Consider the following 12,477-nt stretch of genomic DNA (forward strand, 5'->3'; position numbering starts at 1 on the left):
GTTTGAAAAGAGGTAGGGTTTTCTTAGCTTTAATGTAAAATATGGCTCATTCTCAAATTCTTATCATTGGTGCAGGAGCAGCGGGGCTGTTAGCGGCACGTTTATTATCATCAGCAGGAAAAAAGGTTGTTGTTCTGGAGGCAGGTGCTCGAGTTGGGGGCCGTGTCCTTGATATTAATGATCCGGAATGGCCTGTTCCAATATCATTGGGTGCTGAATTTATTCACGGGGACTTACCTGTTACCATTGATCTCTTAAAGGAGGCGGGTTTGACTTACACGCAGATGGAACAGAAAGGCGTAAAATTGATTGGGGGTGTTGAGGTAAATGATCCGGATAGAAAAAGTTATTGGGATGAGTTTATGAAAGAGCTAAACTTGTTGAAAAGTGACCAGACCTTGGTTGATTTTCTTGAAAATTATTTTGATGATGAGAAATATATCGGTTTAAGAGGTGAAGTTTTACGTTTTGCACAAGGCTATGATGCTGCTGATCCATATACTGTTAGCATGTTTTCTTTGCGCAATGAATGGTCAAAAGAGGGACCGCAATATCGTGTGGATGCCGGTTATGGAAAATTGATTGATTTTTTAGCGGCCCAATGTCAAGAGGCGGGTTGTTCTGTTTTGCTGCACAAAGTGGTTACTCATATCAGGTGGAATAAGGGTTTCGTGGAAGTACTTACTTCAAATAGAGAGTGTTATACGGCTAATAAACTGATCCTAACTATCCCTCCAGGTGTACTTCGCATAAAAGATGGTCGTGCGGGCTCTGTTTTGTTTAACCCTCCACTTCCTTTGCGCTCGAATGCAGTTAAACTCATGGGTTTTGGTGAAGTAATTAAGATTGTGATCCGTTTTAAGTCTGCTTTTTGGACTAGCATGGTAAGTCCTGATACGTGTTTTTTATTTTCAGATAAAACAATTCCAACCTGGTGGTTGCATGAACCCAATACTGTGCCTGTATTAAGTGGATGGATTGCTGGTCCGAAAGCGGAAGCCTTAAATGACTATACAGACAAGCAGTTAATGGATGAAGCCGTAAATTCTCTTTCTTCGGTTTTTGGAATGAGTAATGAATCTCTCTTTGAACAAGTTAAAGGGTATTATATTTTCAACTGGAATACGAATCCCTTTTCAAGGGGCGGGTACGGTTTTGCTACTCTACTTGGTGCGGAATCTAAAGCGATTTTAAAGGTGCCAGTTGAAGAAACGCTTTATTTTGCGGGTGAATCTATGTATGAGGGGCCACATGGAGGTACAGTGGAGGCGGCTTTAGTAAATGGTAAGCAAGTTGCTGAAGCAATCTTAAAAAATTAACGGTCTATTTTTTACTTTTGCACATGCAATATCTGCGACTGTTTTTGCTTCCCTTTTCCTGTCTGTACGGGTTAATAGGTATAATTAGGAACTTTGCTTACCAAACCGGGTTATTTTCCTCGAGACGATTTGATGTTTCAGTTATCAGTATCGGCAACCTGGCGATTGGAGGGGCTGGAAAAAGTCCAATGGCCGAATATATCATTCGGTTGCTCAGTAAAAAATATCGTGTTGCTGTGCTGAGCCGTGGATATGGAAGAACGACAAAAGGATATAGGCTGGTTTCATCTGATGATTCTACTTTACAGGTGGGGGATGAGCCTTTGCAGTTTAAAAAGAAATTTCCTGCTATTACAGTTGCTGTTTGTGAGAAAAGGGTGTATGGTATAGAACAACTTCAGGATAATCATGATGTAATTATTTTGGATGATGCTTTTCAGCATAGAGCAGTTGTTCCTGGTCTAAGTTTGCTGCTTTTTGACTATACCAGTTTGGATAGTCCATTTATTGTTTTACCTGCGGGGAATTTGAGAGAGCCTTTTATGGGAAGGAAAAGGGCTGATATTCTAGTTATTACTAAAAGTCCGGAGGCTATTTCTGATGAAGATCGGAAGCGTGCTATAAATAGGGTAAAACCTTTTCAGCATCAACAGGTTTTCTTTTCTTATTTGAAGTATGGAGATTTGTTGCCCCTATATCATGGAGACAACATGGCTTTAGCCTCCCTTGATAATTCATATACCATTTATTTGCTAACCGGAATTGCTAATCCGATGCCTTTACTGGATAAACTGGCATCTGTGAGAGGTAAGATCAGGCATTATGATTACCCTGATCATCACCCTTTCAGCCGGAAAAATATTAGTAAACTTGCAGAGGATTTTAGTATGGATGCTGGACATAGAAAAATTATAATTACGACTGAAAAAGATGTTCAGCGTTTAAGGTCTGTAAGTCTTCATGGAATTTTAGAAGAGCTACCTGTTTATTGTATTCCTATACATGCTGAGATTCATCCTATTGATAATGAGTATTTTAATTCTATAATACGTAAATATGTTAAACAGCATTTATAGTACAACTGAATATATAAAAAAGAGAATAGGTGATTTTCAACCTGAAATAGGAATTATTCTTGGAACGGGATTAGGCGGATTGGCGAATGAAATTGACGTGCATCAGAAATTAATGTACTCGAATATTCCTGACTTTCCGATTTCTACAGTGGAGTTTCATTCTGGCCGGTTAATCTTTGGTTTATTAAATGGAAAGAGGGTGGTCGCCATGCAAGGCCGTTTGCATTATTATGAAGGATATTCTATGCAGCAGATTACGTTTCCGGTAAGGGTGATGAAAATGCTGGGGATTGCTCACCTTTTTGTTTCAAATGCGAGTGGGTCCTTAAATGAAGATATCAAAAAGGGTGACCTTATGATTATTGAAGATCATATAAATCTTCTTGGTGACAATCCATTGAGGGGAAGAAACTGGGATAATTTTGGTCCCCGTTTCCCGGATATGAATGAGCCTTATGATCGTAATCTAATAATTAAAGGATTAGAAATTGCTTTGGCAAATAACATAAGATGCCATAAGGGCGTTTACGTATCTGTTCTGGGTCCAAATTTAGAAACTAAAGCGGAATACAAGTATCTAAGGATGATTGGTGGTGATGCAGTGGGAATGAGTACAGTTCCTGAAGTAATTGTAGCTAAACATATGGGACTACCGGTTTTTGCTGTCTCTGTAATTACTGATGAAGGTTTTTTGCATGCACTAGAACCTGTATCTCTGGAAGAAATAGTGCGGGTTGCACAAGAGGCTGAGCCTAAAATGACTTTAATATTAAAAGAATTGCTTAGTTTTTTATAACGACGAAATTTTAATGAAATATATTTTAACTGTTCTGTTAGGTCTATTCTTATTTGGTAACAATGTGGCAATGGCGCAAGTTAGGCCACCTGCTACTCCAAGAACTGCAGATGCTGAACTTGATTCGCTTCGTAAAATTGAAGAGGGCGGAAGAGATACGGTGATTTTTAACGCTACTTATATTCGTTATACAAATCTTGATTTGCTAAAAGATAGCACGCAAACTGAACCGATCGACACCACTTTGCGTCATTTTCAGAATTATAATATAATGAATCAGCCGGAGGCTCCTACGGCTAATTTAGGAAATTTAGGGTTGCCCTATAATGATCTGCTGTTTGATCCTTCTAAATCTATTGGGTTTGATGCTGGATTTCATTCGATGGATCGGTATAAGCTGACCCAGGATTCGATCAAGTATTACCGGGCCAGGACTCCCTTTACTTCCTTGTATTATGTAAATGGAAGTACCACAGAACAGGTTTTTAAGGTCATTCACTCGCAGAATATTAAACCGAATTGGAATATAGGGGGAAATTATTTCAGGATTGGAGCAAGAGGAATTTATCGAAATCAGAATTCGGACCACTTAAATGCAGCGATATTCAGCTGGTATGAATCACCAACTAAGCGGTATAATATTCTAGTCAATGGCCTGTTTAACACATTGAAAACAGAAGAAAATGGGTCAATGGTCAGTAATGATATATTTAATTCTACCAACACACTTGGAGCCCAGGAGGAATCAGTAAAGCTGAATAATACCAGTGACCCGACCAGGCAGACATATAATCAAAAATCATTTTTTTTAAAGCAGTTCTATTATCTCGGTCGAATTGATACCACTGGAAAAAATGCTGATTCCAAAATTTTGCCCACACAAAGGGTTTCTCATTCATTGCTTTACTCTGCTGAGCAGTACAAGTTTTATAAAAAGGAAGCTGATACCTATAACGTTTTTCCTGATTTAAATTCGGAGATTGATTTAGTACAGGATTCCACGCATATAAGGAACTTGCGAAATGAGTTTATGTACAGCTTTTACTTAAGGGGACGATCAGTCAGTTTTCTTAAAAATGAGGTTAAACTTGATCTTGGAATTCAGCATGATTTGTACTGGTATGATCAGATGGGGTTTTCAACGTCTTTTCAGAATATTATGTTGAAGGCAAATGCAGGCTACAGGTTTAGTGACCGGATATCTCTGAATGCGAATGTACAGCAGATTGCCCAAGGTCGTAATGCCGGAGATTATTTATATGATGCAAAAGCACAAATTAGGTTAAGCCGCTCAGTTGGTAAGATTATCTTAGGTGCTTATTCGCAAAACAAATCGCCTGAGCAATTTTTTGACAGGCTGAACTATACTTATCATCAGTGGTCAAATAGCTTTGATAAAACTAAAATCAACAATCTTTCTTTTGCTTACCTGAATTCTAAGTTTAAGCTGCAGGCTAAGGCTGAATATTTCCTGGTAACTGATTATTTATATTTGGCTGAAACCCCTTTTGTTAACGAGATTGAACCTCTTCAAATGAATAGTGATATAAATTTGCTGAAGCTTACGCTGAGTAAGAGTTTCAAGGTTGGGAAATTTAATATGGAAAATTATGTTGTATATCAAAAAACGGACTATCAAGATCTTTTAAGTACCCCCGAATTTTATACATACAACAGTTTTTATTTTTCAAATACTTATTTTAAAAAGGCATTATCTGGTGATATAGGTTTTGATGTGCGTATGAATACGCCTTACACTGCATCTTCTTATGCCATCAACGTAAGCCAGTTTTATAATGGATACAATGTAAAGTACGCATCATACCCAATAGTAGATGTGTGGGCACGTTTTGCATTGCGAAGAGCGAACATATTTGTACGCTATGATTATGCAAATCAAGGCCTTTTGTCTAAGGGTTATTATACAGTTAATCGTTACCCTATGCCTAATTCCTTATTTAAATTAGGTGTAAGCTGGAGTTTTTACGACTAAATCAGGTCTTTTGTTTTTTCTTTTTTGCAGCTGGGAATAATACGTTATTTAAGATAAGACGGTAACCTGGTGAATTGGGGTAAAGGCTCAAATCTGTTGGTGGATCTCCTACAGCATGCTGATAATCTTCCGGATCATGCCCTCCATAAAATGTCCATTGTCCTTTACCGAACTCTCCATGGATATAGCGGGCTTCATTTGCAGATTTAGTTTCGCCAAGCACCAGGACATCGGATTTCAGTAGAGACTTCCGGAATGCAGTAGTTTGGCCCATAAACCCTTTAATTACTTTGTCGTGGTTTTGTGTCAGCATCGTAGGTACAATATCCCATTTTGCTGAGAAGTCAAATAAGGTAAAGAAGTCGTCTGTGCGATCGAGGTTTCGGGTACTAGTCGCATCAATGTCAGAGAATTCATAATTATAGGGATTCAAGTCCAGCTTAAAGTTTTGAAAAGCAAAGGTCTTGCTAAAGTCCAGTTTCTGTTGTGCATGCTGATCAGCTGGGTCTCCATCAAACATCGTTTCGCAAATATCTATTCCATCAGCGGCTAATGCTACGTCGAAACTTTCCGTTCCTGAACACATCGCAAAGAGGAATCCTCCTCCAGCACAAAAGTTACGTATGGTTTTAGCTACCTCCAGTTTCATTTGTGATACTTTTTTATAACCAAGTTTCTTTGCTGTGGACTCTTGAAATTTAACGTCGTCAATATACCATTGTGCTATGCGGAAGGTTGACCAAAATCGACCATATTGCCCTGTAAAATCTTCATGATGAAGATGTAGCCAATCATATTTTGATAAGTCGCCTTTCAGTACTTCTTCATCATAAACAACATCATAGGGTATTTCTGCGTACTTTAGAACTAAAGTTACTGCATCATCCCAAGGAAGCTTATTTTTAGGAGAATATACGGCCATCTTGGGGGCTTTCTCCAGTTTAACTATCTCGGTATTGGACTGGTTATCTGTGATTTGATTTAAAATTGTATTTACTGCTGCATCTGTAATGACCTGATAAGTAACTCCCCTGATTTTACATTCTTTTTCTGCAGGTTCCGAGTAAGGTATAAGAAAACTTCCGCCCTTGTAATTAAGCAGCCAGCTTGCTTCAAGTCCATTCTTTATCGTCCAGTACGTTAATCCATAAGCTTTAAGGTGGTCCTTTTGATCCTCATCCATTGGGATAAGCAAAGATGCTGCATGTGACCTTACTGACATCAAAATAAGAAGACTTATAAAAGTTAACCTAAGCATAGCGTAATAAGATTGTAGTAAAAAGCTTTAATCTATTAAATCTAAATGAAATAATTAACTTTGCCGTTTAAATTTGAAATCATGAGTAAAGCAATTATAAAAACCGAAAAGGGCGATATGACCGTAGAGTTCTACGATAAAGATGCTCCTAACACAGTAGCGAACTTCTTAAAACTTTCTAAAGAAGGTTTTTATAATGGGGTAACTTTCCATCGGGTTATACCTGATTTTGTTATTCAGGGAGGCGATCCAACAGGCACAGGCGCAGGTGGATCAGGTATTCAGATCAAATGTGAGTTAACTGGCGAAAATCAGTACCATGAACGTGGTGTACTTTCCATGGCTCATGCAGGCCGTGATACAGGTAGTTCTCAGTTTTTTATCTGTCATAGCCGTAATAATACTGCTCATTTAGATAGAAATCATACTTGCTTTGGCAAAGTAGTTGAAAATGTAGATGTTGTTGATGCAATTCGTGCAGGTGATAAGATTTTGAGCGTTGAAGTATTAGAAGAAAACTAGTTAAGCATGAATTTAAGAGGTCTGGTATCTGTTTCGGGCAAACCGGGATTATACAAAGTTATTGGTAAGAATAAAAATGGTTTTATTCTGGAGAGTCTGGATGGACTGAAAACTAAACTTGTTGTCAGTATATCTGCATCAAAGTTAGCAACACTAGAGGACATTACAATTTTCGGTGAGAACACTGACCTGAAATTAATTGATATTCTGGAACGAATTAAAACAAGTGACTCTACACCGCCGGATTCAAAATCTGATGGTAAAATTTTACGGGCTTATTTTAGAGAAGTTGCACCTGATCATGATGAGGAAAAGGTTTATGCTTCTGATATGAAGAAAATTCTAACTTGGTATTCACTTATTAAGGAAATGCCTTTGTTTGATGAAGAGCCAGCTGCAGCTCCTGCTTCCGCATTAGCAGAAACGGAGAAGCCTGCAGAGTAATTTAAAAAAAGGGGGCAAAGGAGCTATATAATTGTTCGATTTGTGCTCTATGTTGTCTGAAATTAGGTTCAAGGCAATCATTTGGTTATCTAAAAAACGGCAATATTCTATATGAATATTGCCGTTTTTTATTGACTTTTTATTACTATTAGAGGTCGCTCAAAAGCGTATTCTGTTTATGAATAATGATTTTGATTAAGGATACATTTTTGGCTTTTATTACTATTAGAGGTCGCTCAAAAGTATATTCTGTTTATGAATGGTGGTTCTGATGAATTAAATAGCCTGGTTGTTAGTTAGAAAAAATACATAATTGAGGCACCTATAAGAATACCTATCACAATAAAAATCCAAAAGTTCTTTCGTTCAGACTCTGAATTCCCTCCTTTATATCGATAATTTCGTGTTTTAAATGGCATAGCTGTATTGTTTATTCATGATGATATGGTTCCCCTTTTAAAATAGTAAACGTCCTGTATAACTGTTCTATAAAAAATAAACGAACCATCTGATGTGAAAACGTCATTCTGGACAAAGATGTTTTTCCCTGGGCTATTTTATATATACTTTCATCAAAACCATAAGGTCCTCCTACAATAAACACGAGGTTCTGAATTCCACCAATCATTTTTTTATTAATAAATTGTGCGAATTGAGAAGAGGTGAATTCATCGCCCTTTTCATCCAGTAAAATTACGTGATCAGACTGACTAAGTGCTTTCATGATTAGTTCTGCTTCTTTTGTCTTCTGCTGATCTTCTCTAAGGTTCTTCGTATTCTTTAATTCTGGTATCTCAACAAGCTCAAATTTAACGTAGTGTTTAAGCCTTTTTAAATATTTGTTGATTCCTTCATTTATGTAGCTATCTTCAGTTTTGCCTACAACAAGAAAAGTTATTTTCATTAATAATTATTTAAGCAAAGGCTTTGCTGTTAAAAAAGTAATTTGAACAGGCATCTTTCTGTTCAAAACAATTGTTTAAGCAGAGTTTTCGCTGTTTAAAAATTAGCTTGAGTACGCATCTTTCTGCTAAATAGATTTGTTTTAGCATAGATCATGCTGTTAAAAAAAGTAATTTAAGCAGGCATCTTTTTGCCCTATAGAATTATTTTAGATAGGATCGTGCTGTTCTAAAAGTAGCTTGAGCAGGGATTTTTCTGCTTCATAGAATTATTTTAACAGAGATATATTGGTGTAAAAAAGTAGTTCTGGTTAAGACCATGCTGTTTAATGAAATTGTTAAGGCAAAAATATTGCTGTTTATTGATGTATTTGGTTTTTTGAGTTTTGGATAAACTAGTTAAACCTTTTTTAAAAATGAAGTATTATTAATTGAAGTGTAAAATTAAATAAATAATCCATTTATTCGGCTTAGAAAACTATTAGCTGTTGTAACCCGTATATTAATACGAATAATAATTTCGTTATATGGACACTATGAAAGTAATTCTTGTTGTTAGCAGTCTTTTGTTTGTTGCGCTTAGTTCTTGTGGACAGGATAAAAAACCTGTTAAGCAAGAAAATATTAAAACATTTAATGAAAATAAAAATATGAATTATAATAAATTAACGGCCGAAGAAGAGCGTGTTATTGTAAGTAAAGGAACTGAATATCCGGGTACAGGTAAACTCTTAAATAATACGGCTAAAGGAACTTATATCTGTAGAAGATGTAATGCTCCGCTGTATCGTTCAGAAACTAAATTTGATTCCCATTGCGGATGGCCTAGTTTCGACGATGAAATTAAAGGTGCTGTTAAAAGGATCCCTGATATTGATGGACAACGTACAGAAATCGAATGCGCAAAATGTGGTGCTCATTTGGGCCACGTATTTCTAAATGAAGGTTTTACAGATAAAGACACCCGTCATTGCGTAAACTCCGTGTCGATGGCTTTTGTACCTGATTCAAAGTAATTAAAAAAAACTTTAACTTCACCCCTGTTAAAATTAGTTTTTATGAAGTTACTTGAAGGAAAAACTGCGCTCATTACGGGTGCTTCAAAAGGTATTGGCCGTAAAATAGCTGAAAAATTTGCTGAACATGGTGCCAATGTTGCATTTACGTATTTGTCATCAGTAGAAAAAGGACTTGCTCTCGAGCAGGAGCTACTGCTGGGCGGCACTATAATTAAGGGGTATCGTTCCGATGCTTCAAAATTTGATCAGGCCGAACAACTTATAAATGATGTAGTTGCCGATTTTGGCACCATCGATATTGTAGTAAACAACGCTGGAATCACAAAAGATGGTTTATTGATGCGTATGACTGAACAGCAGTGGGATGATGTGCTTGAAGTGAACTTAAAATCTGTGTTCAACATTACAAAAGCCGCTTCGAAGATCATGATGAAGAATCGCAAAGGTGTATTTATCAACATGAGTTCAGTTGTCGGAATTCAGGGTAATGCAGGACAAGGAAACTATTCCGCATCTAAAGCAGGTATTATTGGCTTTTCTAAATCTATGGCCAAAGAGCTTGGTTCTAGAAATATACGTACAAATGTGGTTGCTCCGGGTTTCATCAAAACGGAAATGACTGAGGTCCTTGATCCCAAGGTTGTGGCAGCTTGGGAGCAGAATATCCCTCTAAAACGTGCAGGTGAAACCGAAGATGTGGCTAATGCCTGTCTGTTTCTTGCATCTGACCTAAGTGCTTACCTTACTGGTCAGGTTCTTTCGGTTGACGGGGGCATGTCTTAATCTAAAATAATAATAATTTGTTTTTATTTAGGTCATGTTCTTTCGGTTGACGGGGGCATGTCTTAATCTAAAATAATAGTAATTTATTTTTATTTAGGTCAGGTTCTTTCGGTTGACGGAGACATGTATTTATAGAAATTTAAAACAGTTAATTCTTACATTGGTCAGGCCCTTCCAGTTAACGGAAGTATGTCATAATTCGAATTAAAAATAGCATATTTACATAGTAGTAAATATGCTATTTTATTTGCCTTTGGAATTTAATACACTTCATTTTTTATGGTTATTGATCAGTATCCTCGTAGGGTTAGGATATGCGTACCTATTGTATGGTAAAAAGCGGACGACCCCAGAGATCCCTCAATACGTTTATTTTTCACTCCGGACAATTAGTGTCTCGCTCATCACCTTTCTCATTTTTGCCCCTCTCCTTAAGCTCAATAGTTTTAAACTTGAAAAACCTGTCCTAATACTTGTTCAGGATAACTCCGCTTCTCTCAAAAATTCAGCACCTGCCGGATTCCAATTTGCAAATTATCAAAAGCAAATGGACAAGTTCTATAAGAGCCTGTCTCAAAAATACGAAATAGATACACTACTGCTAGGGAGCACTACACGACCAGGTTACAAGCTCAGCTTTCGCGATAAAAGTACGGATATATCATCTTTCTTCACCTATATCCGGAATCAATATGCGGGAAGAAACATTGGAGCTATAATACTTGCGAGTGATGGTCTATATAATCAGGGAGGAGATCCTCAGGAGCCGGCACTTTCAATTAAAGCGCCAATATATAGTGTAGCCATCGGAGATACTGTTCCCAAGAAAGATCTTTCAATTGCAAACGTAAATTATAATGAAACCGTTCAATCAGGCAATGGTTTTCAAATAGAAATTCAGGCGGCAGCCTATCAAAGCAAAGGTTTGAAAAGTCGTATTACTGTTCGAAGCAACAAGAAAATGTTATTCAGGAAGGATCTCAATATCAATTCCAATGATTATCAAATTAATATTCCGTTAACCCTTCCTTCCGATAAACCTGGACTTAAAAAGTATACCGTAGCAATCGATCCGGTAAATAACGAAATATCTAAAAATAATAACCAGCAGGATTTTTACGTCAGGATAGAGGATTCAAAGAAAAATATTCTCCTCGTAGCCAACTCGCCGCATCCCGATATTAGTGCCATTAAACAAGCACTTGAAACAAATAAAAGCTTTGAAGTACAGGTTGAATACGCTCAGACGATCAACAATAGCGCGTTTAAAGAAACTGATCTGATCATTTTGCATCAGCTACCCGCTCTTAATCGGACTGTGGGTAATTTGATGAACCAAATTAAGGATAAACCAATTTTCTTTATTTTAGGTGCTCAGAGTAATCTAAATCAGTTTTCCAATCTTCAAAATCTGCTGAAGCTTAATTCTAGCGGCCAATTAAAAGAAATTACTGCTGTTTTAAATCCTTCATTTTCTTCTTTTGTAATGGCTGACAGTTTAAAAGATCAGCTCAAGCAATATGGCCCGCTTTCAATTCCTTTTTCTAACGCTCAATTTAAAGGAAATCATGTCGACCTGCTTTCTCAGCAAGGTGGAAACCCGGCTACAAATCCACTTTTAAGTTTTTCAGTCGATACGAAACCACAGATTGCTGTGCTTGCCGCAGAAGGGATTTGGAAATGGCGATTACAGTCATTTTATACCTATGGAAACACGGTTAGTATCGATCAGTTACTCCGCAAGTCTGTACAGTACCTGTTAGCCGATGCAGATAAACGAAAATTCAGGGTATACACCGCTCAGAAAACCTTTAATGAGAATGAGCGGGTTATATTGAATGCTGAACTTTATAATGACGCCTACGAGCTTATAAATAGTCCCGATGTGTCCATTACGATCAGCAATAGTAAAAAGCAGGTGTTTTCATTTCTGTTTTCCAGAATAAATAAGTCATATACATTAGACGCAGGTTTTTTGCCAGTCGGCGAATATGTTTATCAGGCAAAAACTAAGTTAGGGAATAAGTCACATGCAGCCGAAGGCCGGATCCTGATCACAGAAAATCAACTGGAGCTTCAAGAAACCAAAGCCAATCATCAACTTTTAAGACAGCTTTCAAAAGAGAGTGGGGCAGAACTGTTTTATCCCGGTCAATTGGATCAACTAGCTAATACTATCAACAAAAGCGAGATGGTCAAAACAATTTCTTACGCTGATTCAAGCTACACCGAACTCATTAATAAAAAAGCATTATTTTTCCTTATCCTCGCATTCCTATTCCTCGAATGGTTTCTAAGAAAGCGAAGCGGAGATTTATAACATATAATTAACGCTACAAAGAGTTATCAAAAAAGAAAGCCTACC

11 protein-coding genes are annotated in these 12,477 nt (G+C 37.2%); 9 read left to right on the top strand and 2 right to left on the bottom strand.

The genetic code is table 11. The features are described from left to right. Positions 1-41: 41 nt before the first annotated feature. The 4 genes from BFL47_RS15710 to BFL47_RS15725 are packed head-to-tail and all read left to right on the top strand — an operon-like array spanning position 42 to position 5,184. A complete protein-coding gene (locus BFL47_RS15710) occupies positions 42-1,319 on the top strand; it encodes a flavin monoamine oxidase family protein (protein ID WP_069660746.1) in 1,278 nt (425 codons plus the stop codon). Positions 1,320-1,342: 23 nt separating this feature from the next. Further along, positions 1,343-2,395, top strand: a complete 1,053-nt coding sequence (gene lpxK / locus BFL47_RS15715; protein ID WP_069660747.1) for a tetraacyldisaccharide 4'-kinase — start codon at positions 1,343-1,345, stop codon at positions 2,393-2,395. Then, a complete protein-coding gene (locus BFL47_RS15720) occupies positions 2,376-3,191 on the top strand; it encodes a purine-nucleoside phosphorylase (RefSeq protein ID WP_069660748.1) in 816 nt (271 codons plus the stop codon). The genes lpxK and BFL47_RS15720 overlap by 20 nt, the downstream gene beginning before the upstream one ends. Before the next feature lie 13 nt (positions 3,192-3,204). After that, positions 3,205-5,184: a putative porin gene (locus BFL47_RS15725; RefSeq protein ID WP_069660749.1), complete on the top strand. Its 1,980-nt coding sequence runs from the start codon at positions 3,205-3,207 to the stop codon at positions 5,182-5,184. Between the two features lies 1 nt (position 5,185). Here BFL47_RS15725 and BFL47_RS15730 read toward each other — a convergent pair whose 3' ends face one another. Next, positions 5,186-6,406 carry an asparagine synthetase B gene (locus tag BFL47_RS15730; protein WP_069660750.1) on the bottom strand — a complete coding sequence of 407 codons (1,221 nt, stop codon included), beginning with the start codon at positions 6,404-6,406 and terminating at the stop codon, positions 5,186-5,188. Positions 6,407-6,523: 117 nt separating this feature from the next. On the opposite strand from BFL47_RS15730, the gene BFL47_RS15735 reads away from it, so the two are divergent. Further along, entirely contained in the window at positions 6,524-6,964 is a 441-nt protein-coding gene (locus BFL47_RS15735) for a peptidylprolyl isomerase (RefSeq protein ID WP_069660751.1), read from the top strand. A gap of 6 nt (positions 6,965-6,970) precedes the next feature. Next, a complete protein-coding gene (locus BFL47_RS15740; protein ID WP_069660752.1) occupies positions 6,971-7,408 on the top strand; it encodes a DUF5606 family protein in 438 nt (145 codons plus the stop codon). A 430-nt stretch (positions 7,409-7,838) separates the two neighbouring features. Here the strand turns inward: BFL47_RS15740 and rlmH are convergent, their stop codons facing one another. Then, positions 7,839-8,312, bottom strand: coding sequence for a 23S rRNA (pseudouridine(1915)-N(3))-methyltransferase RlmH (gene rlmH / locus BFL47_RS15745; RefSeq protein WP_069660753.1), 474 nt, complete (start codon positions 8,310-8,312; stop codon positions 7,839-7,841). A 534-nt stretch (positions 8,313-8,846) separates the two neighbouring features. On the opposite strand from rlmH, the gene BFL47_RS15750 reads away from it, so the two are divergent. The 3 genes from BFL47_RS15750 to BFL47_RS15760 all read left to right on the top strand — a co-directional run bounded on the left by BFL47_RS15750 (position 8,847) and on the right by BFL47_RS15760 (position 12,432). Beyond that, positions 8,847-9,326 carry a methionine-R-sulfoxide reductase gene (locus BFL47_RS15750; RefSeq protein WP_069660754.1) on the top strand — a complete coding sequence of 160 codons (480 nt, stop codon included), beginning with the start codon at positions 8,847-8,849 and terminating at the stop codon, positions 9,324-9,326. Positions 9,327-9,368: 42 nt separating this feature from the next. Continuing rightward, entirely contained in the window at positions 9,369-10,112 is a 744-nt protein-coding gene (gene fabG / locus BFL47_RS15755) for a 3-oxoacyl-[acyl-carrier-protein] reductase (protein ID WP_069660755.1), read from the top strand. 235 nt (positions 10,113-10,347) lie between these two features. Then, complete coding sequence (locus BFL47_RS15760; RefSeq protein WP_069660756.1) at positions 10,348-12,432, top strand: hypothetical protein; 2,085 nt, start codon at positions 10,348-10,350, stop codon at positions 12,430-12,432. Positions 12,433-12,477: the final 45 nt, after the last annotated feature.

This window comes from Arcticibacter eurypsychrophilus (genome assembly GCF_001730525.1).
GTDB classification, from domain to species: Bacteria; Bacteroidota; Bacteroidia; order Sphingobacteriales; family Sphingobacteriaceae; genus Arcticibacter; species Arcticibacter eurypsychrophilus.

Bases quoted from the DNA above. Each gene is read 5' to 3' on its own strand.
- BFL47_RS15710 (WP_069660746.1), top strand. From the start codon at position 42: ATGGCTCATTCTCAAATTCTTATCATTGGTGCAGGAGCAGCGGGGCTG.
- lpxK (WP_069660747.1), top strand. From the start codon at position 1,343: ATGCAATATCTGCGACTGTTTTTGCTTCCCTTTTCCTGTCTGTACGGG.
- BFL47_RS15720 (WP_069660748.1), top strand. From the start codon at position 2,376: ATGTTAAACAGCATTTATAGTACAACTGAATATATAAAAAAGAGAATA.
- BFL47_RS15725 (WP_069660749.1), top strand. From the start codon at position 3,205: ATGAAATATATTTTAACTGTTCTGTTAGGTCTATTCTTATTTGGTAAC.
- BFL47_RS15730 (WP_069660750.1), bottom strand. From the start codon at position 6,406: ATGTCAGTAAGGTCACATGCAGCATCTTTGCTTATCCCAATGGATGAG.
- BFL47_RS15735 (WP_069660751.1), top strand. From the start codon at position 6,524: ATGAGTAAAGCAATTATAAAAACCGAAAAGGGCGATATGACCGTAGAG.
- BFL47_RS15740 (WP_069660752.1), top strand. From the start codon at position 6,971: ATGAATTTAAGAGGTCTGGTATCTGTTTCGGGCAAACCGGGATTATAC.
- rlmH (WP_069660753.1), bottom strand. From the start codon at position 8,312: ATGAAAATAACTTTTCTTGTTGTAGGCAAAACTGAAGATAGCTACATA.
- BFL47_RS15750 (WP_069660754.1), top strand. From the start codon at position 8,847: ATGAAAGTAATTCTTGTTGTTAGCAGTCTTTTGTTTGTTGCGCTTAGT.
- fabG (WP_069660755.1), top strand. From the start codon at position 9,369: ATGAAGTTACTTGAAGGAAAAACTGCGCTCATTACGGGTGCTTCAAAA.
- BFL47_RS15760 (WP_069660756.1), top strand. From the start codon at position 10,348: ATGCTATTTTATTTGCCTTTGGAATTTAATACACTTCATTTTTTATGG.